The sequence below is a fragment of the Sphingopyxis indica genome (assembly GCF_900188185.1).
Lineage (GTDB): Bacteria > Pseudomonadota > Alphaproteobacteria > Sphingomonadales > Sphingomonadaceae > Sphingopyxis > Sphingopyxis indica.
In genome coordinates, this window is the sequence record NZ_FZPA01000006.1 from 190760 (window position 1) to 215979 (window position 25220).

The following is a 25220-nucleotide window of genomic DNA, read 5'->3' on the forward strand; positions in this document are numbered from 1 at the left end:
CTCGCGAGCCCGGTCGAGCCGAAGCCCCCCGCGCCGCGCACGGTATCGTCGAGCGCGGCGACCTCGGCAAAGGTCGCGCGCTGCACCGGCGCGGGGACGAGCTGCGCGATGCGGTCGCCGCGCCTGATCTCGAAATTATCCTCGGACAGATTCGCAAGGATCACCTTCACCTCGCCGCGATAGTCGCTGTCGATCGTCCCCGGCGTGTTGAGACAGGTTATGCCGTGCTTGAGCGCGAGCCCCGAGCGCGGGCGCACCTGCACTTCATAGCCCGCGGGAATCGCCATCGCGAAACCCGTCGCGACGGCGTGGCGGGTGCCGGGGCGCAGGGTCAGCGTCTCGGCCGCGACGACGTCCATTCCCGCCGCGCCGTCGGACGCATAGGCGGGCAGCGGCAGGCCGCCGCCGTTGGGCAGGCGCTGAAGGCGGATTTCAATCGGAATCAAGGGGTGAACGGAGGTCGAGGTCATCGGCGATCTTTTCCATCAATTTGCGGGCGACGGCGCCCTTGGGCAGCCGGTCCCAGCTTTCTACGCCCGCTTTGCTAATGATATGCACCCGATTCGTCTCGCCCCCCATCGGGTCGGCCGACACATCGTTGGCGACAATCCAGTCGCACCCCTTTCGGGCGAGCTTGGCCTCGGCGTGCGCGATCACATCGTTGGTTTCGGCGGCGAAGCCGACCAGCAGCGGCGGCCGGTCGGGGCTTTTCGCGACGCTCGCCAAAATGTCGGGATTTTCGGCGAGCGCGAGCGGCGGGACAGCGCCGCTGCCGTCCTTCTTGATCTTTTGCGCGCGCGTATCGGCGGCGCGCCAGTCGGCGACCGCGGCGACCATGATCGCGGCATCGGCGGGCAGGCCGCCCGCGACCTCCTCCGCCATCTCGCGCGCGGTTTCGACATCGACGCGGACCACGCCCGGCGGGGTCGGCAGCGGCACCGGCCCGGCGATCAGCAGCACCTCGGCACCGGCCTCGGCGGCGGCGGCGGCGATCGCGAAACCCTGCTTGCCGCTCGAGCGGTTGGCGATGTAGCGCACCGGGTCGATCGGCTCGTGCGTCGGCCCCGCGGTGATCAGGATGCGGCGGCCGTGCAGCGGGCGGTGGTTGGTCGGCGCGAAATCGGGCTGGCCGCGAAAATCCCCCTCCCGCTTGCGGGAGGGGTTAGGGGAGGGCATGTCGACCTCCGCCTCTCCCGCAACAGGCCCTCCCCCGGCCCCTCCCGCAAGCGGGAGGGGAGAAGAAAGCGCCTCGACAATCGCGGCATGAATCGCCTCGGGTTCGGGAAGGCGGCCGGGGCCATATTCGCCGCACGCCATCTCGCCTTCGTCGGGCTGCATCACCGTCACCCCGTCGCCGCGCAGCGTGCTCACATTGCGCTGCGTCGCGGGGTGGAGCCACATGCGCACATTCATCGCGGGCGCCGCGAGCACCGGCTTGTCGGTCGCGAGCAGCAGGGTTGTCGCCAGATCGTCGGCGATGCCGCCAGCCATCTTCGCCATCAGGTCGGCGGTCGCGGGCGCGACGACGACCAGGTCGGCCTCGCGGCTCAGCTGGATATGCCCCATCTCGACCTCGTCCTTCAGGTCGAAGAGGCTGGTATAGACCTTGTTCTCGCTCAGCGCCGCGAGCGTCAGCGGCGTCACGAACTGCTCGCCCGCGCGCGTCAGCACGCAGCGCACGACATGCCCCGATTTGCGCAGGAGCCGGACGAGCTCGATGCTCTTATAGGCCGCGATGCCGCCGCCGATAATCAGCAGGATGCGTTTCGCCGTCATCGTCATACTCCGGTGAGCAGCACGTCGAGTGCGCCGGTGATGGTCAGGCCCTCTTCATTCAGGCTCATAACGACCTCGCCCAATTGACTGACCGGAATGGCGGCCGCGAACTGCGTGTACATCACATAGCTCGTTTCTTCGACGGTGAAGAGCGGATTGAGCCGGTGCGCAACGACATCGAATTGATCGGCGTGCAGCAGCGGCACGACGAGCCGCGTATTGAGATGGGTCAGCAATTCGGATTGGCAATCGATCACCAGATCGCCGTCTCTGGTGCGCCAGACGTCGAATTGTGCCATCAGAAAAGCCGGTATTTGGCCAGCGGCAATCCATGCTTGCGGACATAGTCGTTCGACGCTTCGATCGCGGCGCGATTCTCTTCCTGCCACGCCGCCTGGCGCGCCTTTTTGACCTCGGCCGCGAGCCCCGACTGGCACGCCTCGCTGACGTTGATGCCCAACCGCTTGGCCTCTTCGACCAAAGCGATGCTAAGCGACACGTTGGTCGGTCGCTTGGGTGTCGTCTTCGACAGCCGTTCGAATCGCGCCGATTCGTTCATCGCCATTCTCCTTGCGCATGATATATGCGCATGATGGCCGCCGATCAATGCCCGGCCAGAGTGCCGGTTTTGATTCAATCAAAACCGAACGCACTCTAGCGCGACATATCGGGTGCGATTATGCTCGCGCGAAAACAGCAGGATGCTGCCGATGCCGATCATGGCCGCCCGCCTTTACGACCGCGGAAAGCTCGTCCGCGATCTCGGCCCCGACGAGGCGATTCCCGAGGATTGCGCCGAGGGCGAGTTCTTCTGGCTCGGCCTCTATGCGCCGACGCCGGGCGAGCTCGAACGCGTCGCGCAGCGCTTCGGACTCCACCCGCTCGCGGTCGAGGATGCGCTCAAGGCCAATCAGCTTCCCAAGGTCGAAACCTATGGCGACCAGCTGTTCGTCATCGCGCGCACCGCCAATCTCGACAACGACACGATCCAGCCGGGCGAGACCGCCTTCTTCGTCGGGCGCCACTTTCTCGTCTCGGTGCGTCACGGCTCGGCGCGGGGTCATGCCGAGGTGCGTGCGCGGCTCGAAACGGCCCCCGCGCTGCTCGGCCATGGTCCCGACTATGTGCTCCACGCGATCCTCGATTTCATCGTCGACGGCTATTTCCCCGTCGTCGATGCGATCGAGGACAAGCTGCTGCTCGTCGAGGACAGCGTGATGGACACCCCGCTCGACGCCGAAGCGATCCGCCACCTTTATGGCCAGCGGCACGAGATCATCCGCTTCCAGCGCCTCGTCGGATTGATGAAGGACATGACCTACAAGCTCGCGACGACCCCGCTCGTCTGTATCGACGATCCGGTGCGGCCCTTTTTTCGCGACATATGGGACCATGTGCAGCGCGCCGAATTCCGCCTGACCGGCCTGCGCGACATCGCCGCCGGGGTGGTCGAAACCAACGGCCTGCTCGAACAGCAGCGCCAGGGCGTCATCACCCGCCAGCTCGCGGCCTGGGCGGCGATCCTTGCGGTGCCGACCGCGATCGCGGGCATCTATGGCATGAATTTCCGCCACATGCCCGAACTCGGCTGGCATTTCGGCTATCCGTTCGCGATCGCGCTGATGGCGGGAGTGTGCGGCCTCGTCTATTGGCGCTTCAAGCACATCGGCTGGCTATAGCGCCTCAGCCCCGCGCGCCGAACAGCGCGGTGCCGACGCGCACATGCGTTGCGCCCAGCATCACCGCGGTCTCGAAATCGCCGCTCATCCCCATCGAGCGCTGCGGCAGGCCGTGGCGCTCGGCAAGCTCGTCGAGCAGCGCGAAATAGGGCGCGGGCTCGACGTCGGCGGGCGGTATCGCCATCAGCCCTTCGATCGCCAGTCCCGCCTCCTTTGCCTCGGCGAGCAGCGCGGGCAGGTCGGCGGTCGCGCAGCCGCCCTTTTGCGCCTCGTCGCCGATATTGACCTGCACGAACAGCCGCGGCTGCTTTCCCGCCTTGTTGCAGGCGCGCGCGAGCGCCTGGACGAGCGACGAGCGGTCGACCGAGTGGATGACGTCGAACAGCACCACCGCATCGTCGGCCTTGTTCGATTGCAGCTGGCCGATCAGGTGGAGGACGATATCGGGCGCCGCTTCGCGCAGCTCGGGCCATTTGGCCGCGGCTTCCTGCACGCGATTCTCGCCGAAATGGCGCTGGCCCGCGGCGATCAGCGGCCGGATCGCTTCGGCGTCGTGCGTCTTCGACACCGCGATCAGGCAGATGTCGTCCGCGCGCCGCTGCGCGCGCTTCGCCGCGCTCGCGATCGCGTCCCTCACTTCGGCCAGCCGCTCCGCCGCTTCGCTCATCTCGCCTCCTGTCCGGCGCGTCCGTTGCGCGCGCTTCGTCCGCGCCTATAGAAAGCGCGATGGATCGATTCCACCCCCCTTCCCTGCCCCGGCGATGGCTGCTGACCGACGAACGGGCGCCGGTGCCGGTCGAACGCCTCGCGTCGATGCTGCCGCCGGGGAGCGGGGTCGTGCTGCGCCACGACAGCCTCGCGGTCGGCGCACGATGGCGGCTCTTCCGCCGGCTCGCACGGATCGCGGCGGCGCGGCGGCTGACGCTGCTGCTCGCCGGCACCCCCGCGACCGCCGTGCGCTGGGGCGCCGACGGCGTTCACCTGCGCCGGCGCCGCGCCGCGCGTGCCGCGCAGGCACAGCGGCTCGCGCTGGTCGTCTCCATGCCGGTCCACGATGCGCGCGAAGCCCGGCGCGCGCGGCGCGCGGGGGCGTCGCTCGCATTCGTCTCGCCGCTCTATCCGACGCGATCGCATCCCGGTGCCGCCGCGCTCGGTCGCGCCGCATGGCTCCGCCTCGCGCGGGCGGCGGGCGGGCAGGCGGTCGCGCTCGGCGGCATGACGCCGGCGCGCGCGCGCGCGCTGGCCCGCGCCGCCAGGGCAAGCGGGATCAGGCCCGGCTGGGCGGCAATTGATGCGTGGGTGGAGGCGGCCGAAATCCGCCGGCGACGTCAGAAGCGGAACTGCGTTCCGACATAGACCGCCTGGCTGTCGCGCCGCGAATCGGTAAGCGGCTCGAGCCGGTCGTCGGCCTTGTAGCGGACGCCGGCGGTGACATCGAGGTTGCGCGTGATGCGATAGCTGCTCATCACATCGACCGCCGGAGCGGCGCCCGGTGCGGTGATGCGATCGGTCGCGCCCGCGGGATCGGTCGGCCGGTTGACCATCCGCGTCGCGAAGCGCGAAGGCTTTTCTTCCTCGGCGGGCGCCTTGGCGACGGGCAGGTTGCGCAGGTCGGTGCCGCGCGGCAGCTGCGGCGTGACGAATTTCTGGAAGCCGACCGAGGCGCCGAGATCATAGGCGATCGGCGTGATCGCGACCGGCGCCGCGCGGCCCTTTGCCAGCGCCGCGGTGCGCGCCGCGCTCGACGCATCGTCGCGCTTGCGGATCACGACGGTGATCGCCCGGTTCTTGCGATTTTCCTCGGTCACCGCGGGAGTGAAGCTGAAATTGCGGCGCGCCTCTTCCGACACCTTGGCATAGCGCGCGATCAGGCGCGGGTCGCCCGACGCCGGCGTGAACTGGCCGAGCAGGGTTTCCGACAGCGCCATCTCGCGGTTCGCGTCGCTGCGCGTCATCGCGGCGAGCGCCGGCGGCAGGGCAAGCGACATCGCCGCCAGAACGACGATGCTTCCCTGCCAAAGATGTCGCGGCTTGCCCGCCATGATCTGCGACTCCAACCCCAAGTCATTCGACAGATAGGCGCTCTTGTCGGATAATTCCAGTGATTCGAGTCGGATCGTTCGCAGGCGAACGGCTTTTGGACCCGATTGTTGCGCAATGAGCACAGTTTGCGCACCCGCCCCGGACCATCTGTTCCGAAGCGGGGCGCATCGCTTGCAATCCTTGCCTGAGCCGAAGCTGAACGGCGGCGACAGGGCGAATCGCCATGCTTGCCGGGGCGCGGCAAGCGCGATAGAGACGCTGCCAATTCTCCGCACTGCGGCCAGCCGCCGCATTCAGAATAAGGTGTCCGGCATGTCCCAGCTTCGTTTCCTCGTTCCGACCGGTCGCCCGGCCGCCCTCGCGCTGCTCGGCGTCGCGGTGCTCGGCCTTTCGGCGTGCGGCGGCAAGGAACGGCCGAAGGCGGATCTCGCGGCGTCGCAGGTGACGACGATCGGCGTGAACAGCTATCTGTGGCGCGCGTCGCTCGATTCGCTCTCGTTCATGCCGCTGCTTCAGGCCGACAGCGCGGGCGGGGTGATCATCACCGACTGGTATGCGAACCCGCAGAACCCGAACGAGCGGATGAAGGTCACCGTGTCGATCCTCGACCGCGACCTGCGCGCCGACGCGCTGCGTGTCGCGGCCTCGCGCCAGGTGTCGCAGGGCGGCACCTGGGTCGATGCACCGGTGCAGGCGGCGACGGTGCAGAAGCTCGAGGAAATCATCCTCACCCGCGCCCGCGACCTGCGCCGCGGCGCGATCGAGGGTTAAAGGGAAATCGTCATTGCGAGGAGCCAAAGGCGACGCGGCAATCCAGAGTGCGCGTGAACCGCTCTGGATTGCTTCGCTCCGCTCGCAATGACGGAAGAATGAAATACGGGGTGAATAGAATATGACCCGCGAAATGCGCTTTGGCGCCCTGGCCGCCGATGCCCGCTGGCAGGCGGCGTGGGAGGCCGCGAACAGCTTTGCCACCACCGACGGCGACGACCGGCCAAAGGCCTATATCCTCGAGATGTTCCCCTATCCTTCGGGGCGCATCCACATGGGGCATGTGCGCAACTATACGATGGGCGACGTGCTGGCGCGCTTCAAGCGGATGACCGGGCACGACGTGCTGCACCCGATGGGCTGGGACGCCTTCGGTATGCCCGCGGAAAATGCCGCGATGGAAAGGGGCGTGCATCCCGGCGGCTGGACGCGCGCCAATATCGACACGATGCGCGCGCAGTTGAAGCGGCTCGGGCTCGCGATCGACTGGGGGCGCGAACTCGCGACCTGCGACGCCGGCTATTATGGGCAGGAACAGGCGCTGTTCCTCGATTTCTACGCCGCGGGGCTCGTCGCGCGCAAGGAAAGCTACGTCAACTGGGACCCGGTCGACATGACCGTGCTCGCCAACGAGCAGGTGATCGACGGCCGCGGCTGGCGATCGGGCGCGCTGGTCGAGAAGAAGAAATTGTCGCAGTGGTTCCTCAAGATCACCGACTTCGCCGACGAGCTGCTCGAAGGGCTGAAGAGCCTCGATCAGTGGCCCGAAAAGGTGCGGCTGATGCAGGAAAACTGGATCGGCAAGTCGCAGGGGCTTGAGTTCTCGTTCCGCCTCGTCGGCGGCGCGCCGGGGTTCGACGTCTTCACGACGCGCCCCGACACCATCTATGGCGCCAGCTTCGCGGCCATCTCGCCCGACCATCCGCTCGCCGAAAGACTTGCCAAGGATTCGCCGCGCCTCGCTGCCTTCATCGCCGAATGCCGGCGCCGGGGCACGTCGGCGGAGCAGCTGGAAACCGCCGAGAAGATGGGCTTCGATACCGGCCTCGCCGTCGAGCATCCGCTCGATCCGAACTGGCACCTGCCTGTGTGGGTCGTGAATTATGTGCTGATGGACTATGGCACCGGTGCGATCTTCGGCGTCCCCGCGCACGACCAGCGCGACCTCGACTTTGCGCGCAAATATGAGCTGCCGGTCTATCGCGTCATCGCCGACGGCGACGAGACCGGCCAGCATTTCGAAGGCGGCGAGGCCTGGGTCGGCACCGGCCGCCTTGTGAACAGCCATTTCCTGAACGGCATGAGCATCGACGAGGCGAAGGCCGCGGTGATCGCGCGCGCCGAGCACGAAGGCTGGGGCAAGGGCACCACGGTATGGCGCCTGCGCGACTGGGGCGTTTCGCGGCAGCGCTATTGGGGCACGCCGATCCCCTTCATCCATTGCGATACGTGCGGCGTCGTTCCGGTGCCGAAGGACCAGCTGCCGGTCACGCTGCCCGAGGATGTCGATTTCTCGGTCCCCGGCAACCCGCTCGACCGCCATCCGGCGTGGAAGCATGTCGCCTGCCCGTCGTGCGGCGGCGCGGCGGTGCGCGAGACCGACACGCTCGACACCTTCGTCGATTCGAGCTGGTATTTCCTCCGCTTCGCCAGCTCCCCGGCGGACAAGCCGTTCGACCCCGCAGTGATCGCGCGCTGGCTGCCCGTCGACCAATATATCGGCGGCATCGAACATGCGATCCTCCACCTGCTCTACGCGCGCTTCTGGACGCGCGCGCTTCAGCGTATCGGCATGATCGAGGTGAAGGAGCCCTTTGCGAGCCTGTTCACGCAGGGCATGGTCACGCACGAAACCTACAGCCGCGATCAGGGCGAGGGCGTCGCGCCGCTCTATTTCACCCCCGAGGAGGTGACGCGCACCGCCGACGGCGCGACGCTCGCCGCCGACGGGTCGCCGGTCGAGGTCGGTCGCGTCATCAAGATGTCGAAGTCGAAGAAGAATGTCGTCGATCCCGACGCGATCCTCGACCAATATGGCGCCGACGCGGTGCGCTGGTTCATGCTCTCCGACAGCCCGCCCGAACGCGACCTTCCGTGGAGCGAGGCGGGGATCGAGGGCGCGTGGCGTTTCGTCCAGCGGCTGTGGCGACTGTTCGGCGAGACCGAGAACCGCGGCGACGGGGCCGAGGATATTGCGCTGGCGAGGCTGCTCCACCGCGCGATCGCGGGGGTTGCCGCCGACATCGAAGCCCTGGGCTTCAACAAGGCGGTCGCCAAGATCCACGCGCTCGCCAACGATATCGAGAAAGCGAAGCCGTCGGCGACGCGCGCCGAGGCGTGCGCGACGCTGATCCGCCTCGTCGCGCCGATGATGCCGCACCTCGCCGAAGAGGCGTGGGCGGCGCTGCCCGAGGCGCAGCGCACGAGCGCGATGGTCGCCGACGCGGCATGGCCCGCCGTCGATCCCGCGCTGCTCGCCGAGGACGAGGTGACGATCGTGATCCAGGTCGCGGGCAAGCGCCGCGACGAGCTGACGCTCGCCAAGGGACTCGACAGGGACGCCGTCGAAGCCGCCGCGCTCGCGCGCCCGCGCATCGCGGAGTTGCTTGCAGGAGCCGCGCCGAAGAAGGTGATTGTGGTTCCCGACCGGCTGGTGAATATTGTTCCCTAAGATGCGCGGCCTGCTCGCCTCCTGCCTGATCGCCCTGTCGCTGCCGCTCGCCGGCTGCGGGCTGAAGCCGCTCTATGCGAACGGCAGCAAGGGCGAAGTCGCGACGATGCTCGCCGATATCGACGTCGCGCCGATCGAGGGGCACGCCGGCTGGCTCGTGCGCAATGCGCTGCGCGACCGCTTCGTCGCGGCGCAGGGCGGGCGCGGCGAGGGCAATCGCTTCCGGCTCGACGTCCGGCTCGAGGACAGCATCACCGGGTTCGGCGTCCGCACCGACGATTCGGTGACGCGCGAGCGGCGGACGCTGCGCGCGCGCTACCAGCTCGTCGACGGCGCGACCGGCGAAGTGCTGCTCGACGCGACCGCGGCGCAGGACGCGGGCATCGACGTCGTCGGCAGCGAATATGCGACGATCGCGGCCGAGAACAGCTCGCTCGAACGGCTCGCCTCGGGCGTCGCCGACCAGATCGTCGCGCGGCTCGCCGTCTATGCCAATCGCGGCGGCCCCGCCTCGGCGCCCGGCGTTGCACCGACGGCCCGATGAAAGCGGTCAAGCCCGCCGAACTCGAACGCCTGCGACAGCTCGACCCCGCGGTTCGCCTCATCCTCCTTACCGGTCCCGACGAGGCAACGATGAACGCGCTCGCGGCAAGGCTGGTCGCGCTCGCGGGCGAGGAGGCCGAGCGGCTCGACCTTTCCTCGTCGCAGCTTTCGCAGGACGGCGCCCTGCTCGCCGCCGAAGCGGCGTCGCTGTCGCTCTTTGCGGGTGCGCGGGTGATAAGGCTCGAGATTTCGGGCAGCGGCGACGATTGCCTCGCCGCGGTCGATGCGCTGCTCGGCGCCGACAGCGCGGTCAATCCGGTGATCGCGACGGGGGCATCGGTCACCGCGCGCTCGAAGCTCGTCAAGCTCGTCGAGGGATCGGACGCCGGCCTCGCCGCGATCTGCTACCAGCCCGACCGCCGCGCGCTCGTCGGCATCGCGATCGCGGCGGCCGAGGAACAGGGACTGCGGCTCGCCAATGCCGAAGCGCAATTGCTCGTCGATCTGGTGTCGGGCGACCAGGCACTGATGCGCCGCGAGCTCGAGAAGATGGCGCTCTATCTCGACGCGGCCAGGGATCGCCAGCGGCAGGTCACCGCCGCCGACATCGCCGCGCTCGGCGCCGCGACGCACGAAGAGGACGTCAGCGAGTGCATCAACGTCGCGCTCGGCGGCAAGCTCGGCGACCTGCCCGACATGCTGACAAGGGCGGCGGCGGTCGGGGTGGCCGAAATCCGCATCATCCGCGCGCTCGCGATCCGCGCGGGTCAGCTCGCCCGGCTGCGCGCCGAGGTCGATGGCGGCGCGCATCCCGCAACGGTGGTGTCGGCGCGCAGCAGCGGCGTTTTCTGGAAAGAGCAGAGCGCGGTGACCGCGCAGCTCCATATCTGGGATTCGGTGCGCATCGCGCGGCTGATGACGCGGCTGCTCGATTGCGAGCGCGCGCTCAAAGCGTCGGGCACGCCGGGCAATGTGCTGTTCCGCAAGCTGATGACCGACATCGCGCACCAGGCGGCGCGGGCGCGGTAGCGCGCCGAGCGTCGTTGACCGAATAACCCGTGTGCTCCCGCGAAGGCGGGAGCCCATCTCCAGACAGCGCTATGTCGACCGGCGGGCGATGGGTCCCCGCCTTCGCGGGGACACTTTCACAGGAGGCTCGTTCAAAGGCGACCAGATCGTTTCCCGATGTGGGCGGGTTATGCCGCCTCGCGCGCTTCCATGCGCGCCTTGGGGTCCTCGGGTGGCACGAAGCTCCATAGCGTATCGCCCGCCTCGACCGCCGGCCGGTGGTGCTTGGCAAAAATGACAAGCTCGCCCGACGGCCGCACCACCGCCAGGCTGTCGCCGCCGCTCGCCTTCATCCGCGCGGCATAGTCCGAATAGGGGAATTTCTCGGTGATCCGGGTGCGGCTGAAGGTCCAGCCCGCCTGCAGCCGGTCGAGATGTTCCTCGATCGGCGTCGCCGCGAGCGTGAAGACGCGCCCGCGCCGCTGGCTGCCCTGCTGCGCCTCGCCGATCACGCGGCTGACGCGGTCGTGGCCGATCTCGGGCGCAAGCTCGCTGCACACCAGCGCGTTATAGGCATCATTGTCGGTCGCCGCGATCAGCTGCTGAAACTGGCCTATGTCGAGGTGATCCTCATGCACCTCGTCCAATATATCGCCGTGATAGACCGGCAGGCCGGCGTGGCGCGCGCGGCGCAGCGCGAGCTGGCTCGCATCGGCGACGAGCACGTCGCGCTCCTGCCGCTTGATGAATTCGGCAAAGGCGATCGTCCAGCTGTTCGCGCCGACGAGCAGCACCCCGTCGCCCTTGCCGCGATCGAGCCCGAGCCAGCGCGCGAACGGCCCCGCAGTGAAACCGTGCGCAAAGATCGTCGCGATCACGACCCCGAACGACAACGGCACCAGCGCCTCCGACCCCGCGATGCCATAGTCGGAAAGGCGCAGCGCGAAGAGGCCGGTGACCGCGACCGCGACGATGCCGCGCGGCGCGATCCACGCGACGAACAATCGCTCCTTCAGCGGAATGCGCGTGAAGAGCAGCGCGATCATGATCGTCAGCGGCCGCACGACGAAGAGCAGCAGGACGAGGAAGACCAGGAAGCGCGCCTGAAAATTGGACACGACGGTCCAGTCGAGCGTCGCCGACAATATGATGAAGACGCCCGAGACGAGGAGGACGGTCAGATCCTCCTTGAAACGCTGGAGCATATGCGTCGAATAGGTTTCGCGGTTCGCCATCACCACGCCCATCACGGTCACGGTGATCAGCCCGGTTTCGTGCATGATCAGGTCGGAGAGGACGAAGACCGCGATCACCGTCGTCAGCAGCACCGGCGCCTTCAGATATTCGGGAACCCAGCCGCGCGGGAAGGCCCAGGTCAGCGCAAAGCCCGCGGCGCCGCCGATCAGGATCGCGAGCAGGCTCGCCGCAACGACGTCGGTGACGATCCCGATGCTGTTCGCCTCGGCGCCGCCGTGGGTGATGTAGCTGTAGATGCCGACCGCGAGCAACGCGCCGATCGGATCGTTCACAATGCCTTCCCACTTCAGCATATTCTTGACGCGCGGCGCGATGTTGAGCGTGCGCAGCATCGGCCCGATCACCGTCGGACCGGTCACCACCATCACCCCGCCGAACAATGCCGAAAGCTCGAACGACAGCCCCGCACCATAATAGGCCGCGGCGGTGCCGAGCGCCCAGCCGACGGGCACCCCGACAAAAACGAGCAGCGCGACGGCATAGCCCGCCTGCCGAAGCTCGCGGAATTTGAGGCTGAGCCCCCCTTCGAACAGGATCACCGCGACCGCGAGCTTGATGATCGGTTCGCGCAGATTGCCGAAATCCTGCTCGGGGCGGATCAGGCCGAGCACCGGCCCCGCGACGATCCCCGCGATCAGCATCAGCGCGATCGCCGGGCGCCCGGTGCGCCAGGCAATCCACTGCGCCCCGATGCCGATCACCCCGATCAGCGCAATTTTGACGAGCAGGGAGTCGATCGCGAACATCGCCCAAGCCTATGCGGGGACGAGCGGAAAAGGCCAGCCCAAAAGCGGCGGCAGATTTGCCAGGCGTCGCCGCATCAAGCGACGAACTGCGCTTCACTGTCCTTGTTCATTCCAGCCCTTGCTCCGCGTCCGCGTGGTGCGCACGCGGCAGCCAGGCGTCGCCCCACGCCTTGATTGCGTCATAGGTCGGGCGCAGCGCCTCGCCCGCCGGGGTCAGACGATAACGCGCGCGCTTCGCTTGCGGCGGCACGCGCTCGAGCACCCCCGCCGCGACCATCCAGCCAAGCCGCGAGGTCAGCGCCGCGCGCGAGATGTCGAGCCGGCTCATGAAATCCTCGAACCGGTCGATCCCCAGAAAGGCTTCGCGCAGGATCAGCAGCACCCAGCGGTCGCCGAGCAGCCGCGACGCGCGCCCGACCGGGCAAGGCGAGCGCGAGGGCGTGTAATCTTTCATCGTCTGGATTTAAGACTTGACGCCGCGCAGGGCAAGCCGCGATAATGTCTGTAATCCAGACGATATAAGGATGCTCTCCCATGCGCGGCCATCGCTTTGCCAGCAACGAAGACGCCGTCGCCTATATGAAGCGCGTCGCGGTCGATGCCTCGGGCTTCACCGCATTCCTCGGGGTCGAGCCGCTGCGCTGCTTCGCGGGCGAATCGGAGCTGTTGCTCACCCTTCGCCCCGACATGACCCAGCATCACGGCTATGCGCACGGCGCAATCGTCGGGCTGATGGCCGACAATGCCTGCGCCTGGGCCGCGTCGAGCGTCGTCGGCGACGTCGTCACCGGCAGCTATACGATCAACTTCCTCGCCCCCGCGCAAGGGCAGCGGCTGCGCGCGAAGGGCGTGGTGATCAAGGCGGGCAAGCGCCAGGCGATCGTCCGCGCCGACGTGTGGGCCGAACGCGACGGCGAAACCCCGCGCCACTGCGCCACCGCGCAGGCGACGATCGTGCCGGTGGCGGCCGAAGCCCCGGCCGTGCCGCACGATACGAATATTTGCCTCACCTGCGCCGCGCTCGAGGCGGCGCATGTCGCCGACGCGGCTTAGCCGAGCTTGCGGTGCGGCGGCGCCCGCTATACATGTATAGCGAAGGAGAGTTCTCCATGCTCGCAATCCGCCTCGACAAGGAGCTCGAAGAGCGCTTGTCCGCCGCCGCCAAGCGCTCTGGCCGCACCAAGACCGCTCTCGCGCGCAAGGCGATCGAAGAATATATCGACGAGCTCGAAGATATCGCGCTTCTCGAAGCTGCGCTCAATGAGGCGGGCGCGGGCAAGACGATTTCCCACGAGCAGATGCGGCGCGAACTTGGCTTGGACGCTTGAATATGACGTCGCCGCTCGGCGTCAGCTACGTAAACTCCCGAGGACCGTCGGCGATCGGATTCTCACGACGCTCGAGCAGATTGCAGCGCTTGAGAACCCCCGGACTCGCGGCCATGCGTTGACCGGTGACTATGCCGGCCATTGGCGTTATCGCGTTGGCGACTATCGCGTCGTCGCTCGGATCGACGACGGTCGGCTCGTGATCGTGGTCATCGCCATCGGCCACCGCCGCGCGATCTATCGCTAGAGCAAATTGCGCGAAATCTGAATCATCCGCATCCCCGAGCGAAGACGAGGGGCTCGTTCGAGCGGAGCGAGAACCGCAGCGTCGCCGCCTCGACTTCGCTCGGCAGAGCCCCTCGTCTTCGCTCGGGGAAACGGTGCAGATTTCCGGCACGATGCTCTAAGCCCGCGCGCCCGCCTCCTCGACCCCCGCGCTATTGTGGCGCAGCGCCTTGAGCACCGTGTCGACGATCTGCGGCGCGTTGAGCCCCGCGGCGTCATATTGGGCTTCGGGCTTGTCCTGATCCTGAAAGACGTCGGGCAGGCGCATCGTCCTGAGCTTCAGCCCCGCGTCGATCAGCCCCGCGTCGCTCGCCAGCGTCAGCACATGCGCGCCGAGCCCGCCGATGCTGCCTTCCTCGATCGTCACGCACACCTCATGGGCGGCGAGCGTCTGGCGGATCAGTTCCTCGTCGAGCGGCTTTGCAAAGCGGAGGTCGATCACGCTCGTCGACAGCCCGCGCGCCTCGAGCGTGTCGGCGGCCTTGAGCGCCTCGGCAAGCCGCGTGCCGAGCGAGAGAATCGCGACGGCCTTGCCCTGCCGCACGATCCGGCCCTTGCCGATTTCGAGCTTCTCGGGAACCTCGGGAAGCGGCACGCCGGTCCCGCCGCCGCGCGGATAGCGAAAGGCGATGGGTCCCAAGTCATATTCGGCGGCGGTATAGGTCATGTGGACGAGTTCGGCCTCGTCGGCCGCCGCCATCACCACCATGTTCGGCAAGGTCGCGAGATAGGTGATATCGAAACTGCCCGCGTGGGTCGAGCCGTCGGCGCCGACGAGCCCCGCGCGGTCGATCGCGAAGCGCACCGGCAGATTCTGGATCGCGACGTCGTGGACCACCTGGTCATAGGCGCGCTGGAGGAAGGTCGAATAGATCGCCGCGAACGGCCGCATTCCCTGCGCCGCGAGCCCCGCGGCAAAGGTCACCGCATGTTGTTCGGCGATGCCGACGTCGAAGCTGCGGTCGGGATGCGCCCTGGCGAATTTGTCGACCCCGGTGCCCGACGGCATCGCCGCGGTGATCGCGACGATACGCGGATCGCTTTCGGCGAGCTTCGCGAGCGTCTCGCCAAAGACATTCTGATAGGCGGGCGGCCCCGGCGGCGCCTTCGCCTGCTTGCCGGTGATGACGTCGAATTTCTGGACGCCGTGATATTTGTCGTCCGCCGCCTCGGCGGGGGCATAGCCCTTGCCCTTTTGCGTCACCGCATGGATCAGCACCGGGCCATGGTCGCTGTCGCGGACATTTTCGAGCACCGGGATCAGATGATCGAGATTATGCCCGTCGATCGGCCCGACATAATAGAAGCCAAGCTCCTCGAACAAGGTCCCGCCCATCGCGAGTCCGCGCGCATATTCGTCGGTGCGCCGCGCCGCCTTGTGCAGCGGCTCGGGCAGCTTGCGGGCGAAGCGCCGCGCGATCTCGCGCAGTTCGAGGAAGGGGCGCGACGACACCAGCTTTGCCAGATAGGCCGACAGCCCGCCGACCGGCGGCGCGATCGACATGTCGTTGTCGTTCAAAATCACGACGAGCCGGTTGCCCGCGGCGCGCGCATTGTTCATCGCCTCATAGGCCATGCCCGCCGACATCGCGCCGTCGCCGATCACCGCGATCGCACGGCCCGGCTGGTCCTTGAGCCTGTTCGCGACCGCAAAGCCGAGCGCGGCGCTGATCGAGGTCGACGAATGCGCGGCGCCGAACGGGTCATATTCGCTCTCGGCGCGCTTGGTGAAACCCGACAGCCCGCCGCCCTGGCGCAAGGTGCGGATGCGGTCGCGGCGCCCGGTGATGATCTTGTGCGGATAGCATTGGTGCCCGACGTCCCAGATCAGCTTGTCGTCGGGGGTGTCGAAGACATAGTGGAGCGCGACGGTCAGCTCGACGACGCCGAGCCCCGAGCCGAGGTGCCCGCCGGTGGTCCCCACGGCCGAAATCATCTCGGCGCGCAATTCGTCGGCGAGCTGGCGGAGCTGGTCGGGCCTGAGCTTGCGAAGGTCGGCGGGCACATCCACCGTGTCGAGCAGCGGCGTAAGCGGTCGATCGGTCATCGTGACGTCATAGGCCCAAGCCCCGATAGTGTCGAACGAAAAGGCGCCTATTCGCCGTCGTCCGCCGCATCCTCGCGCGCCTTGGCGGCGTCGATCTGGGCATAAAGCCCGCGCACCATCAGGTCGGTGAAGACGAGCATCACCCCCAGCATCCCCAGGAACAGCGCGACCGCCACCGCGGGGAACGGCCCGACCGCTTCGACCGACCCGCGCCGCATCGCGACCGCGAGCAGCGCCGCCGCGACGATCAGCGCATAGCCGGCCAGGCGCGGTGCGCGGCTCATGCGGAACCATCGGCCGCGTCGCGGCATAGATGCGGGAAGCGTCTGTTCTGATGCATGAAAGTCACGATGGCGGGAAAAGCGTCCGCCCGCAAGCGACGGTGATTGCATCGGATCGACAAGGCCCTAAACCTCCTCGCAAGGGGTCGTAAGACAGGATTCTCCTCGCCGATGCACCGACCGGTCGTTCGCCTTGCGCCCAGCCGCCCAGCCGCCTCGCTCTTCCTTGCGCTCGGCGCCGCTTTGCTGGCGTTCCCTGCGCAAGCCGACGAGATGGCGCTCGCCCCCGATCCGGGCGCATTGGAAAATGCCAGCCTCGCCGACGAAATCATCGCGAAGCGGCCGATCGCGCCGGCGCCCGCCGCCTATATGCAGGATCGCGACATCGACCAGGACATATTGTTTCCGCCGACCAATCCCGACGACGACGATCCCGACCGCAAATGGGCGCGCGACTATTTTGCGATCGCCGGCGGGGTGCTCACGTCGCCGCGCTACAATGGCGCCGACGACAATGTCGTCCTGCCGGGGGGCTATCTGCGCGGCCGCATATCGGGCTTTTCCTTTTCGACCCGCGGCACCAATTTCCAGGTCGACCTGATCCGCCAGCGGCGCGGCCAGCGCATCGACTGGAAACTCGGCCCGGTCGTCAACCTGCGGAGCGACCGCACGGGCCGGATCGGCGATCCGCAGGTCGAGGCGCTCGGCGAAAAAAAGGTCGCGGTCGAACTCGGCCTGACCGGCGGCGTGACGATGACGGGCGTGTTCACGAGCAAATATGATCAGCTCGGCCTGCGCTTCATCGTGCTCGCCGACATTTCGGGCCGCCACAGCAGCTGGGTCGCCTCGCCGACGATCGAGTATAGCACGCCGCTGTCGAAGCGCGCCTATATCGGCATGTCGGTATCGGTGAACGTCTATGGCAAGGGATTCGGCGCCTATTATTTCGACGTCGATCCGCTCGGCAGCGCCGCGAGCGGGCTTCCCGTCTATGAAAGGGCCGGGCGCAAGGCGACGGCAGGCAAATATACGATTGGCGTCGCGGGCGCTTATTCGCTGTCGGGCGATCTGCGCAAAGGCTTCGCGCTGCTGACCGGCGTGCAATATGGCCGCATGGCGAGCCGCTTCGCCGCCTCGCCGATCGTCGCGATCGCGGGCGACAAGGATCAATGGATCGCGGGCGCCGGCGTCGCCTATCAATTCTGATCGGGGAAGGCCGCGCGATCCCCTTGATCGCGGCCGCGGCGCGGCCCATATTGCGCCTATCGTCAACAAGCGAAAGGAGGTGGTCGAATGTCTCATTGTCCCATGCCGCACGCGGCGGACTCACTGAGCATGGCCTCCGTCGCGGGGGTCGTGCTCGGCTGAGTTTTCCCGCGTCAGGCAAAGACAATGGAAGGGCCGTCCGCAAGGGCGGCCCTTTGTCGTTGGCGATTTGTCGCTGGCCGAGAGCGGGAATGAGGGCTTTCGGGCGGGAGCGGACATAATAAGCCCCTCCTCTTCAGAGGAGGGGTTGGGGGTGGTGGCGCGCGACAGCGCGCGAGAGGTCTAGCACCACCCCGCTGCGACTAGGGCGCGAAGCGCCCAAGTCTCGCTGCCCCTCCTCTGAAGAGGGGTTTTGTCCGACGGCAGCCTCCCACCCCAAAGCCGCCATCGGCGCGCGGTTCATGCAAATAATTGGAAACCGGCGAGGCCAATCGATCCCCGCGCAACAATTCCCGCTTCCCCGCGCGCGGCAAAGCCGCGACAAGGCGGACCCGACCCGCAGGAGCCTCTCGCCGATGACGACCAGCAACGCGACGACTTTCGCCACCATCATGTTCCTCACCGGGGTCGGCATCCCGATTCTCGCCGCCTTGAACGGCGGACTCGGCGCGCGGCTCGGCAGCCCGATGGCGGCGTCGGTGATCCTGTTCGGCCTCGCGATGCTCATTGCGCTCGCCGGCGCGGCGGTCACCGGATCGCTCGGCGACATCCGCCTGTCGGCCGAGGTTCCCGCGCAATTCTACTTCGGCGGGCTGTTCGTCGCCTTTTATGTGATCGCGGTGACCTTCATCGCGCCGCGCTTCGGGGTCGGCAATGCGATCTTCTTCGTCCTCGTCGGCCAGCTCGCGAGCGCGGCGGTGATCGACCATTACGGCCTGTTCGGCGCCGCGCGCTTTCCGATCGACGCAAAGCGCGTCGCGGGGATCGCGCTGATGATCGCCGGCGTCTGGCTCGCGCGCCGCACCGGCTGAGCCGCCCGCCCGCCTCTTTGACCGCGATCAATGCCCGCTTGGCGCGACTCGTGCTTTGTGTCAGCATCGCGCGAAAAGCAGGACGGGAGCGGACAGGATGACGGCAACGACGCTGGTGCCGGTTGCGGCGAGCGAATCAACCCATGTCGACGTGTTGATCGTCGGTGCGGGTATTTCGGGGATCGGCTCGGCGTGGCATCTGCAACAGCAATGTCCCGGCAAAAGCTACGCGATCCTCGAGATGAAGGCGACGTTCGGCGGCACCTGGGACACGCATAAATATCCCGGCGTCCGCTCCGATTCGGACCTCTACACCTTCGGCTATCGCTTCAAGCCCTGGATCGGCGCGCCGATCGCGAGCGGCGAGGAAATCCTGAAATATATGGGCGAGGTGATCGAGGAAAACGGCATCGGCGACCATATCCGCTATGGCCATCGCATCACCGCCTGCCGCTGGTCGAGCGCCGACAATCGCTGGACGGTCGACGCGGTGGCGAAGGGCGAGCCGGTTCGCTTCACCGCCGATTTCCTGTGGATGTGCCAGGGCTATTACGACCATGAAACGCCGTACATCCCCGACTGGCCGGGCCTTTCGGACTATAAGGGGCAGTTCGTCCACGCTCAGCTCTGGGACCCCGCGACCGACTATGCCGGCAAGCGCGTCCTCGTGATCGGTTCGGGCGCGACCGCCGCGACGGTGGTTCCCGCCTTCGCCGAAAAGGCCGCGCATGTGACGATGCTCCAGCGCTCGCCGACCTATTTCTTCTGCTCGGAAAACAGGAACGAACTCGCCGACCGGCTGCGCGAAGTCGGGATCGACGAGCCGACGGTCCACCGCGTCGTGCGCGCGCAGATCATGCACGACCAGGACCAGCTCACCCGCCGCTGCCGGACCGAACCCGACCAGGTGTTCGAAGAGCTAAAGGAGCTGATCCGCGCCTTTTCGGGCGATCCCGATTTCGCGTTCGAACCGCATTTCACCCCGAAATATCGTCCGTGGCAGCAAAGGCTCGCCTTCTGCCCCGAAGGCGACATCTTCAAGGCGGCCACCGCGGGCAAGCTCACCGTCGTCACCGAGACGATCGACCGCTTCACCGAAACGGGTGTGCGCACCGCCAGCGGCGAAGAGATCGAGGCCGACCTGATCGTTGCTGCCACGGGCTTCAACCTGTCGGTGATGGGCGGCATCCCGTTCGAAGTCGACGGCGTTCCGGTCGACTGGGCCGACACCGTGACCTATCGCGGGATGATGATGACCGGGGTGCCCAACATGGCGTGGGTGATGGGCTATTTCCGCGCGAGCTGGACGCTGCGCGTCGACATGATGGGCGACTTCGTCTGCCGGTTGCTGAATCATATGGACGCGATCGGCGCAAAGAAGGTCGAGGTCGCGCTGCGCCCCGAGGACGAAGGCATGGCGATCCTGCCATGGATCGAAGCGGACAATTTCAATCCCGGCTATCTGATGCGCGGGCTCGAAGCGATGCCGCGCCGCGGCGACAAGCCCGAATGGCGGCACAATCAGGATTATTGGGCCGAAAAGGACGCCTTCCCCGAAATCGACCTCGACGACGCGGCTTTCCTCTACGACGGCAAACCCGCCGCCGCGCTTCCGGCCGAAAGCGTGGCAGCCGAATAAGCCGCGCCTATTCCGCCGCCGCCGGCAGGTGCGCGACGATCGCGCGCAAGGCGGCGACATGCGCGTCGAGCGCGCGGCGCCCGTCGCGGGTCAGCGACGCCCAGGTGCGCTGGCGCCCGCCCATCGCCGCCTTGCGCAGCCGCACATGCTCCGCATCGGCGAGCGCGGCGAGATGCTTCGACAGCACCGAATCGCTGACCCCGACCAGCTCGCGCAGCTTCGCGAATTCCATCTCGGTTACTTTCGCGAGCAGCGCCGCGATCTGCAGCCGCGCCGGCGCGTTGAGCAGCGGGTCGAGCCCCTCCATCGTCACGCATCGCCCTTCAGCAGCTCGCGGCGATAGACGCGGCTCCACACGACGCTCGCCGCGACCGCGATCACGAAAGCGATTCCCGCGATGCCGAATTTGGTGGCGAGCGACAGCCCCGCCTCGCGCGCGTGGATTTCGCCGAACATCGCCGCGAGCAGCGCGCCGAGCAGCGCGAGCGTCACCGGCAACGTCGCGCCCTTGCGATAGCCGTTGACGAACAGCCCATAGCGCCGCCGGTCGTCGGCGACGAGCAGCACCACCGCGAGCATCGCGCCGAGCAGCAACAGTCCTTGCCACGGCGAACCAAGACCGAGGCCGAGTATCAAGGTTGCCATGATCGTCCCGAAGGCGACGTGGCGCCACGGCGGGCAATAGGTCGCTTTCAGCGCGAGCGCGCGCTGCGCATCGTCGATGCCGTCGAGCGCGGCGCGGGCTTCCATCGGGTTCATGGCTCGGGCTCCTTCTCTTTCCGATATGGAAAGCGATAGGCCTCGCTTTCCGATTCGGCAAGTGATAATTTTCCATCTTGGAAAGTGGCACCCTCCCTTTGCTCCCACACCCGCCCCCCTTTCACTCGCCGCCCACATCGCCTATGCTCGCCCGCATCCCCGGGGAGCCTGTGTGCAGAAACAGGTTGAGAGCGGAACAGCCCGCGACCCGTCGAACCTGATCCCGGTAATACGGGCGGAGGGAGGGAGCGCGATGGCACCACCGGACCGCAGACCCGCTCCCCCCGCCCGCAGGAAGGAGCGCGCGTGATGACCCATGCGACCATATGGTCGGCCCTGATCCTCGGCCTGTTCCTGCTCGCCGCCGCGATCGACGAACTGCGCCGGCCCGGCCAGTGGCACCGGATGATCGAGGAGATCGACGCCTCGCCCGCGCTGCAGATGATCGTCGGGCTGTTCGAGCTGATCTTCGGCACCCTCCTCTACCTCGGCAGCCGCGGCCCGACCGGCTGGCCCGGCGACTGGCTCGCCGCGGTGCTCACGCTGATCGGCGGGCTCGCGGCGCTCGAAGCGCTGGTCATCACCGCCTTTTCAGACATCTATGTCCGCTTCTGGATGCGCAAGCTCGGCACCAACACGCGCGTCGTCGCCGGCCTCACCCTGCTCATCGGCGCCGGCTTCACCGCCGCCGCGCTCTTCCGCCTCGCCTGATTCATCCCCAAGGAAAGACAAACCCATGGCCGATATCGACAGCCGCCTCGACAAGACCGCCGCAACCCCCATCGGCGTCACCACCGGGCCGATCCGTGGCAGCCGCAAGATCAACGTCGCCTCGCCCACCGGCAGCGGCATCCGCGTCGCGATGCGCGAGATTCTGCTCGAACCCTCGTCGGGCGAGCCGCCTGTGCGCGTCTATGACACGAGCGGGCCGTACACCGACCCGAACGCGACCATCGACATCCACGCCGGCCTCCCCGAACTGCGCAGCCCCTGGATCCGCGCGCGCGGCGACGTCGAGGAGGTCGCGCAGCGCGAGGTTCGGCCCGAGGACAACGGCCAGCTCGGCCCCGACCGCTCGGGCGGCGTCCCGCCTTTCCCGAACGTCCGCAAGACCGTGCTGCGCGCGAAGCCGGGGCAGAACGTCAGCCAGATGCACTATGCCCGCCGCGGCATCGTCACGCCCGAGATGGAATATGTCGCGACGCGCGAAAATCTCGGCCGCGAGAGGCTCGCCGAATATATCCGCGACGGGCAGGACTGGGGCGCGAGCATCCCCGATTATGTCACCCCCGAATTCGTCCGCGAGGAAGTCGCGCGCGGCCGCGCGATCATCCCGTCGAACATCAACCACCCCGAAAGCGAGCCGATGGCGATCGGCCGCAACTTCCTCGTCAAGATCAACGCCAATATCGGCAACAGCGCGGTCGCGTCGGACGTCGCGGCCGAGGTCGACAAGATGGTCTGGTCGATCCGCTGGGGCGCCGACACCGTCATGGACCTGTCCACGGGGCGCAACATCCACGACACGCGCGAATGGATCATCCGCAATTCGCCCGTCCCGATCGGCACCGTCCCCATCTATCAGGCGCTGGAGAAGGTCGGCGGCGTCGCCGAGGAGCTGACGTGGGAAATCTTCCGCGACACGCTGATCGAGCAGGCCGAGCAGGGCGTCGATTATTTCACCATCCACGCGGGCGTCCGCCTGCCCTACGTGCCCTTGGCGGCAAAGCGCGTCACCGGCATCGTCAGCCGCGGCGGCAGCATCATGGCGAAATGGTGCCTCGCGCATCACCAGGAAAGCTTCCTCTACACCCGCTTCGACGAGATCACCGAGATCATGAAGGCCTATGACATCGCCTACAGCCTCGGCGACGGCCTCCGCCCCGGCAGCATCGCCGACGCCAACGACGAGGCGCAGTTCGCCGAGCTCTACACGCTGGGCGAACTCACCAAGCGCGCCTGGGCGCAGGATGTGCAGGTGATGATCGAGGGGCCGGGCCACGTCCCGATGCACAAGATCAAGGAGAATATGGACAAGCAGCTCGAAGCCTGCGGCGAGGCGCCCTTCTATACGCTCGGGCCGCTCACCACCGACATCGCGCCGGGTTACGACCATATCACCAGCGGCATCGGCGCCGCGATGATCGGCTGGTACGGCACCGCGATGCTCTGCTACGTCACGCCCAAGGAGCATCTGGGCCTGCCCGACCGCGACGATGTGAAGGTCGGCGTCGTCACCTACAAGCTCGCCGCACACGCCGCCGATCTCGCCAAGGGCCACCCCGCCGCCAAGGTCCGCGACGACGCGCTGTCAAAAGCCCGCTTCGAATTCCGCTGGCGCGACCAGTTCAACCTGAGCCTCGACCCCGACACGGCGGAGCAATACCACGACCAGACCCTCCCCGCCGAGGGCGCCAAGTCGGCGCATTTCTGCAGCATGTGCGGCCCGAAATTCTGCTCGATGAAGATCAGCCAGGAGGTGCGCGAGTTCGCCAAGCTGCAAAATCAGGACAGCGCTGGCTTCCTCGCCGCCGAAGAGGCCGAAAAGGGCATGGCGAAAATGAGCGAGGTTTATGAGGAAACCGGGCGCGAGCTGTATATGGGCGCGGGTGGCCGGGAGCATGATTGATTTAAACCCAAGCCCGATGGGCTGTCTCAATTCCGACTTGCGATCCTATAATTAAGTTGCTCTGATGCTAACATGAACGCCCATAGCCCTATCGAGCTAAAAGTTTCCACGGCACAAAGCGCCTTATTTCATGGCGACGCGTTTGCGCTCGTTGAACAGCTACCTGCTTCAAGTCTAGATTTAGTCATATCCTCCCCGCCCTATAATATAGGGAAAGAGTACGAGCGAGGCATGTTTTCATCTTTGGACGCATACAAAGAGAAAATGGAAACCTTGATCGAGTCTCTATCATCTAAGCTCAAGGATACGGGAAGTGTATGCTGGCAGATTGGAAATCACGTAAAGGATGGAAGTGTAACGCCTCTTGATTATATATTTTTTGAGATTTTCCAGAGGCACAATTTCATCCTAAGAAACAGAATAATATGGAGATTCAACTTTGGACTTAATGCGCGCAAGCGCTTTTCAGGTCGGTACGAAACTCTACTCTGGTTCACTAAGGGCAGCGATTATAAATTCAACTTGGACCCCGTTCGGGTTCCGCAGATATATCCCGGAAAGACAAAAAGGACAGAGCAAGGCTATAAGCCTAGTGGAAATCCAAAAGGGAAAAATCCCTCCGATTTTTGGGAATTTGACGCGAAACAATCCTTTGAGGGACAGCCTGTTTGGGATTTCCCAAATGTGAAGGCAAACCACCCGGAGAAGACAATTCATCCATGCCAGTTCCCCAATGAGGTAGCTGATCGCTGCATACTTGCCTTGACTGAAATAGGCGACACGGTACTAGATCCGTTCGCAGGTGTAGGAACAGTGGTTTCTTGTGCGGAAGCAAGATCCCGGGTTGGGATTGGCTTCGAATTTGATCCGCGTTATCTTATGCTTGCAAATGAACGGTTAGAACAAGCTCGACTGGGGGAATTAGTCGTGCGACAGTCTGGCAGGCTGCCTCGTCGGCCCAACGGCAATGAAAAAGTCGCTCAAGTCCCGCAGGAATGGCTCGACTTGGGATGAAGCAGTATGGCGAAGCAAAAGAGCAAGCTTAGCCCGGAAGAACGAAAAAAGAGAGCAAAGGAGCGAGCGTTTAAACGCCAAGCCCGCTCGATTTTTCAGAAATGTGGCTTTGCACGTGTAGCTGACGCCGCCGATAAAGAATTCACATACGGATCTCTGACGACTGATTTCGATGACGTATTCGTCCACGAAAATCTAATCGTATTTGCTGAATACACCCTCAGCAATGAATCTGGAACGGGCGAACACTTTAAAAATAAGGCCCACGTCTACAAGAACATATTCGACACCCCGAAGAACTTTATCGAATTTTTTCGGGAAAAATTTGCTGCGCTAGATAAGCAAATTTCGAAAAATTATCATAAAGACCAACTTATTATGAGGGTCGTATATTTCTCAGAGCATGAGGTTAGAGCCTGATCCGAAATTAAGTTGAGTGGTGTCAGCGGGTTAGCTTGACGCGCGCCCAAGTCGTTGATTCAGCGGTTTTGCAACGAACCAAAGGAA

At 66.0% G+C, this 25220-nt stretch carries 27 protein-coding genes, 1 pseudogene and 1 riboswitch; of the genes and pseudogenes, 16 read left to right on the forward strand and 12 right to left on the reverse strand.

What is annotated here, in order from left to right:
- Positions 1 to 8: 8 nt before the first annotated feature.
- The 4 genes and pseudogenes from dut to CHB69_RS10295 form a co-directional block, all read right to left on the reverse strand.
- A pseudogene (gene dut, locus CHB69_RS10280) lies at positions 9 to 470 on the reverse strand (dUTP diphosphatase); the annotation flags it as partial.
- Entirely contained in the window at positions 433 to 1776 is a 1344-nt protein-coding gene (locus CHB69_RS10285; RefSeq protein ID WP_089215956.1) for a bifunctional phosphopantothenoylcysteine decarboxylase/phosphopantothenate synthase, read from the reverse strand. The pseudogene dut and the gene CHB69_RS10285, both read right to left, overlap by 38 nt.
- A gap of 2 nt (positions 1777 to 1778) precedes the next feature.
- A complete protein-coding gene (locus tag CHB69_RS10290) occupies positions 1779 to 2075 on the reverse strand; it encodes a CcdB family protein (protein ID WP_089215902.1) in 297 nt (98 codons plus the stop codon).
- Complete coding sequence (locus tag CHB69_RS10295) at positions 2075 to 2335, reverse strand: type II toxin-antitoxin system CcdA family antitoxin (RefSeq protein WP_089215957.1); 261 nt, start codon at positions 2333 to 2335, stop codon at positions 2075 to 2077. Before CHB69_RS10295 ends, CHB69_RS10290 begins: the two co-directional genes overlap by 1 nt.
- A gap of 151 nt (positions 2336 to 2486) precedes the next feature.
- Between CHB69_RS10295 and CHB69_RS10300 the strand changes: the two genes are divergently transcribed.
- Positions 2487 to 3455 carry a magnesium and cobalt transport protein CorA gene (locus CHB69_RS10300; protein WP_089215958.1) on the forward strand — a complete coding sequence of 323 codons (969 nt, stop codon included), beginning with the start codon at positions 2487 to 2489 and terminating at the stop codon, positions 3453 to 3455.
- 4 nt (positions 3456 to 3459) lie between these two features.
- On the opposite strand, the gene CHB69_RS10305 is transcribed toward CHB69_RS10300, so the two are convergent.
- Entirely contained in the window at positions 3460 to 4122 is a 663-nt protein-coding gene (locus CHB69_RS10305; protein WP_089215903.1) for a YggS family pyridoxal phosphate-dependent enzyme, read from the reverse strand.
- A 59-nt stretch (positions 4123 to 4181) separates the two neighbouring features.
- Here CHB69_RS10305 and CHB69_RS10310 point away from each other — a divergent pair, with 59 nt between their 5' ends.
- Entirely contained in the window at positions 4182 to 4811 is a 630-nt protein-coding gene (locus CHB69_RS10310; RefSeq protein ID WP_089215904.1) for a thiamine phosphate synthase, read from the forward strand.
- On the opposite strand, the gene CHB69_RS10315 is transcribed toward CHB69_RS10310, so the two are convergent.
- Positions 4784 to 5497 carry a hypothetical protein gene (locus CHB69_RS10315; protein WP_089215905.1) on the reverse strand — a complete coding sequence of 238 codons (714 nt, stop codon included), beginning with the start codon at positions 5495 to 5497 and terminating at the stop codon, positions 4784 to 4786. The two genes, CHB69_RS10310 and CHB69_RS10315, sit on opposite strands and share 28 nt — an antisense overlap.
- Before the next feature lie 313 nt (positions 5498 to 5810).
- Here CHB69_RS10315 and CHB69_RS10320 point away from each other — a divergent pair, with 313 nt between their 5' ends.
- From CHB69_RS10320 to holA, 4 genes are all read left to right on the forward strand, one after another.
- Positions 5811 to 6269, forward strand: a complete 459-nt coding sequence (locus CHB69_RS10320) for a DUF3576 domain-containing protein (protein ID WP_089215906.1) — start codon at positions 5811 to 5813, stop codon at positions 6267 to 6269.
- Between the two features lie 121 nt (positions 6270 to 6390).
- Complete coding sequence (gene leuS / locus CHB69_RS10325; RefSeq protein WP_089215907.1) at positions 6391 to 8940, forward strand: leucine--tRNA ligase; 2550 nt, start codon at positions 6391 to 6393, stop codon at positions 8938 to 8940.
- 1 nt (position 8941) lies between these two features.
- A complete protein-coding gene (gene lptE / locus CHB69_RS10330) occupies positions 8942 to 9484 on the forward strand; it encodes an LPS assembly lipoprotein LptE (RefSeq protein ID WP_089215908.1) in 543 nt (180 codons plus the stop codon).
- Positions 9481 to 10512: a DNA polymerase III subunit delta gene (gene holA / locus CHB69_RS10335; protein WP_089215909.1), complete on the forward strand. Its 1032-nt coding sequence runs from the start codon at positions 9481 to 9483 to the stop codon at positions 10510 to 10512. Before lptE ends, holA begins: the two co-directional genes overlap by 4 nt.
- Before the next feature lie 167 nt (positions 10513 to 10679).
- Here the strand turns inward: holA and CHB69_RS10340 are convergent, their stop codons facing one another.
- Together CHB69_RS10340 and CHB69_RS10345 are read right to left on the reverse strand one after the other, a co-directional pair.
- Positions 10680 to 12494, reverse strand: coding sequence for a cation:proton antiporter (locus CHB69_RS10340; protein WP_089215910.1), 1815 nt, complete (start codon positions 12492 to 12494; stop codon positions 10680 to 10682).
- Positions 12495 to 12600: 106 nt separating this feature from the next.
- A complete protein-coding gene (locus CHB69_RS10345; RefSeq protein WP_089215911.1) occupies positions 12601 to 12948 on the reverse strand; it encodes a winged helix-turn-helix transcriptional regulator in 348 nt (115 codons plus the stop codon).
- Between the two features lie 80 nt (positions 12949 to 13028).
- Between CHB69_RS10345 and CHB69_RS10350 the strand changes: the two genes are divergently transcribed.
- The 3 genes from CHB69_RS10350 to CHB69_RS10360 are packed head-to-tail and all read left to right on the forward strand — an operon-like array spanning position 13029 to position 14069.
- Positions 13029 to 13547 (forward strand): PaaI family thioesterase, encoded by a 519-nt coding sequence (locus CHB69_RS10350; protein ID WP_089215912.1) that lies wholly within the window; start codon positions 13029 to 13031, stop codon positions 13545 to 13547.
- Between the two features lie 56 nt (positions 13548 to 13603).
- Positions 13604 to 13822 carry a type II toxin-antitoxin system RelB family antitoxin gene (gene relB / locus CHB69_RS10355; RefSeq protein WP_089215959.1) on the forward strand — a complete coding sequence of 73 codons (219 nt, stop codon included), beginning with the start codon at positions 13604 to 13606 and terminating at the stop codon, positions 13820 to 13822.
- Positions 13755 to 14069 (forward strand): type II toxin-antitoxin system RelE family toxin, encoded by a 315-nt coding sequence (locus CHB69_RS10360; protein WP_212541914.1) that lies wholly within the window; start codon positions 13755 to 13757, stop codon positions 14067 to 14069. The genes relB and CHB69_RS10360 overlap by 68 nt, the downstream gene beginning before the upstream one ends.
- Positions 14070 to 14225: 156 nt before the next feature.
- On the opposite strand, the gene dxs is transcribed toward CHB69_RS10360, so the two are convergent.
- Positions 14226 to 16154, reverse strand: coding sequence for a 1-deoxy-D-xylulose-5-phosphate synthase (gene dxs, locus CHB69_RS10365; RefSeq protein ID WP_089215914.1), 1929 nt, complete (start codon positions 16152 to 16154; stop codon positions 14226 to 14228).
- Positions 16155 to 16201: 47 nt separating this feature from the next.
- The gene (locus CHB69_RS10370) at positions 16202 to 16438 is read right to left on the reverse strand and encodes a hypothetical protein (RefSeq protein WP_089215915.1); all 237 of its coding nucleotides are present in this window, start codon (positions 16436 to 16438) and stop codon (positions 16202 to 16204) included.
- 168 nt (positions 16439 to 16606) lie between these two features.
- Here CHB69_RS10370 and CHB69_RS10375 point away from each other — a divergent pair, with 168 nt between their 5' ends.
- The 3 genes from CHB69_RS10375 (at position 16607) to CHB69_RS10385 (ending at position 20311) form a co-directional block, all read left to right on the forward strand.
- The gene (locus tag CHB69_RS10375; RefSeq protein ID WP_089215916.1) at positions 16607 to 17641 is read left to right on the forward strand and encodes a MipA/OmpV family protein; all 1035 of its coding nucleotides are present in this window, start codon (positions 16607 to 16609) and stop codon (positions 17639 to 17641) included.
- A gap of 575 nt (positions 17642 to 18216) precedes the next feature.
- Entirely contained in the window at positions 18217 to 18672 is a 456-nt protein-coding gene (locus CHB69_RS10380; protein ID WP_089215917.1) for a DMT family transporter, read from the forward strand.
- Between the two features lie 97 nt (positions 18673 to 18769).
- Positions 18770 to 20311 (forward strand): flavin-containing monooxygenase, encoded by a 1542-nt coding sequence (locus CHB69_RS10385; RefSeq protein ID WP_089215918.1) that lies wholly within the window; start codon positions 18770 to 18772, stop codon positions 20309 to 20311.
- Positions 20312 to 20318: 7 nt separating this feature from the next.
- On the opposite strand, the gene CHB69_RS10390 is transcribed toward CHB69_RS10385, so the two are convergent.
- Positions 20319 to 20618 (reverse strand): transcriptional regulator, encoded by a 300-nt coding sequence (locus tag CHB69_RS10390; RefSeq protein ID WP_089215919.1) that lies wholly within the window; start codon positions 20616 to 20618, stop codon positions 20319 to 20321.
- A gap of 2 nt (positions 20619 to 20620) precedes the next feature.
- Positions 20621 to 21070 (reverse strand): hypothetical protein, encoded by a 450-nt coding sequence (locus CHB69_RS10395; RefSeq protein WP_089215920.1) that lies wholly within the window; start codon positions 21068 to 21070, stop codon positions 20621 to 20623.
- A gap of 150 nt (positions 21071 to 21220) precedes the next feature.
- A riboswitch (TPP riboswitch) is annotated at positions 21221 to 21331 on the forward strand.
- Between the two features lie 48 nt (positions 21332 to 21379).
- Between CHB69_RS10395 and CHB69_RS10400 the strand changes: the two genes are divergently transcribed.
- The 4 genes from CHB69_RS10400 (at position 21380) to CHB69_RS19710 (ending at position 25133) form a co-directional block, all read left to right on the forward strand.
- The gene (locus tag CHB69_RS10400) at positions 21380 to 21781 is read left to right on the forward strand and encodes a hypothetical protein (RefSeq protein WP_089215921.1); all 402 of its coding nucleotides are present in this window, start codon (positions 21380 to 21382) and stop codon (positions 21779 to 21781) included.
- Between the two features lie 25 nt (positions 21782 to 21806).
- On the forward strand, positions 21807 to 23699 hold the full coding sequence (gene thiC / locus CHB69_RS10405) for a phosphomethylpyrimidine synthase ThiC (RefSeq protein ID WP_089215922.1): 1893 nt from the start codon (positions 21807 to 21809) through the stop codon (positions 23697 to 23699).
- A 72-nt stretch (positions 23700 to 23771) separates the two neighbouring features.
- Entirely contained in the window at positions 23772 to 24713 is a 942-nt protein-coding gene (locus CHB69_RS10410) for a DNA-methyltransferase (protein ID WP_089215923.1), read from the forward strand.
- Between the two features lie 6 nt (positions 24714 to 24719).
- Complete coding sequence (locus tag CHB69_RS19710) at positions 24720 to 25133, forward strand: hypothetical protein (RefSeq protein WP_141133961.1); 414 nt, start codon at positions 24720 to 24722, stop codon at positions 25131 to 25133.
- Positions 25134 to 25220: the final 87 nt, after the last annotated feature.